This is a genomic window from Streptomyces sp. NRRL F-525 (assembly GCF_000716605.1).
Taxonomy (GTDB): domain Bacteria; phylum Actinomycetota; class Actinomycetes; order Streptomycetales; family Streptomycetaceae; genus Streptomyces.
On the sequence record NZ_JNXE01000100.1, the window covers coordinates 1 to 2,067 of the forward strand.

The window sequence follows — 2,067 nt, forward strand, 5'->3', positions numbered from 1 at the left end:
CAACCACCACACCCCCACCCAGTTCCTCACCAACCTCGCCACCGCCCACACCCACGGCCACCCCGTAACCTGGCCCACCACCAACCCCGACACCGACACGAGCACCGACCCCGAGCCGGGCACGAATCCGCTGCCCGACCTCCCCACGTACCCCTTCCAACACCAGCGCTACTGGCTCGACATCCCCGCCCGCACCGGCGACCTGACCACCGCCGGCCTCATCACGGCCGAGCACCCGCTGCTCGGCGCGTCCGTCGAACTCGCCGACGGCCAGGCCACGCTCTTCACCGGCCAACTCTCGCTTCGCACCCACCCCTGGCTCGCCGACCACGCGGTCATGGACACCGTGCTGCTGCCCGGCACCGCGTTCCTCGACCTGACCCTGCACGCCGGCGACCAGGTCAGTTGCGATCACGTCGAGGAGCTGACGCTCGAAGCGCCGCTGGTACTGCCTGAGCACGGTTCGGTGCAGGTCCAGGTCGTGGTGAGCTCCGAAGACCCGGCCGGGCGACGACAGATCAGCATCCATTCCCGCCGGGAGGACGCACCGCCGGAGGAACCGTGGTCGCGGCACGCGAGCGGTCTGCTGTGCGCGAGCACGCTGGCCAACGGCCCCGCGCTGCCCGGAACCGACGGTGAGTGGCCGCCGACTGGCGCCGTCCCGTGGAGCCTTGATGGGTCCTACGAGTCGCTGGCCGTCCGCGGTTACGGCTACGGACCGGAGTTCCAGGGTCTGCAAGCCGTCTGGCAGCTGGGCGACGAGGTGTTCGCCGACGTGGCGCTGTCCGCAGAACAGCAGCTCCAGGCAGCGCGTTTCGGGCTGCACCCGGCGCTGCTCGACGCGGCGCTGCACCCCATCGTGGTGGGCGCGCTCGGCGGGCGCGAGGAGGGGCTGCTCCCCTTCTCCTGGAACGGAGTGACCCTGCACGCGACCGGCGCGACCAAGCTGCGGGTACGGTTGTCGCCGCGGTCCGACGGCGGTGTCACGATCGTGGTCGGCGACTCCGGCGGCTCGATCGTCGCCTCCGTGGACTCGTTGGCGCTGCGGGCCATCTCCCTCGACCAGCTGCGGGATTCGCCCCGGGCGCATCACGACTCTCTCTACCAGGTGGAGTGGGCGGTCGTACGGCCCCCGGTCGCGGCCACCCCGAGTATCGGCGCCTTCGTGGACCTGGCCGCCCTTCGGCAGTCCCTTGCGGGCGGCGCGCCTCTGCCCGAGTTCGTCCAGATCAGGTTCGACCCGGGCACCGGCGGCACGGAAGACGTGCCGTCAACCGTGCGGAACGGGTTGCACAGGACCCTGACCCTCGTCCAGGAGTGGCTGGAGGACGAGAGTTTCGCCGACGCGCGCCTCGCGCTGGTCACCGCCGGCGCAGTCGCGACCGGCCCCGAGGACCAGGTGACCGACCTCGCCGCGGCCGCCGTCTGGGGTCTGATCCGCTCGGCGCAAACCGAGAACCCCGACCGGTTCGTCCTGATCGACCTCGATGGCACTGCCGCCTCCGCCGCGGCCCTCCCGGCCGCGCTCGCTGCCGACGAACCCCAACTCGCCCTGCGCGACGGCACCTTCAGCGCGCCCCGCCTCACCCGGCTGGCCATGCCCGCCAGGCCCGAGGCCCCGGAGCTCGACCCGGACGGCACCATCCTGATCAGCGGCGGCACCGGCGTACTCGGCAGCCTGCTGGCCCGGCACCTGGTGGCCGAGCACGGTGCCCGTCACCTGTTGCTGACCAGCCGCCGCGGCCGGGACGCCGAGGGCGCCCTGGAACTGGAGGCGGAGCTGACCGCACACGGCGCGAGCGTCACCATCGCCGCCTGCGACACCGCCGACGCCGACGCCCTGGCCGGCCTGCTGCAATCGATCCGGGACGACCACCCGCTCACTGCCGTCGTCCACACCGCCGGCGTCCTCGATGACGGCACGGTCACCACGCTCACCCCCGACAGCCTGGACACCGTGCTACGCCCCAAGGTCGACGCGGCCTGGGCCGCCAACACCTTCCTCGACGCCCTGGCAGGGCACCGCCGAACCAACGGCCTCCCCGCGACCTCGCTCGCCTGGGGACT

1 protein-coding gene is annotated in these 2,067 nt (G+C 72.5%); it reads left to right on the forward strand.

Annotated features, from left to right (window positions below; all coding sequences use genetic code 11):
* The coding region (locus OO69_RS48020; protein ID WP_158713546.1) for a type I polyketide synthase at positions 1 to 2,067 on the forward strand (2,067 nt) is incomplete at both ends.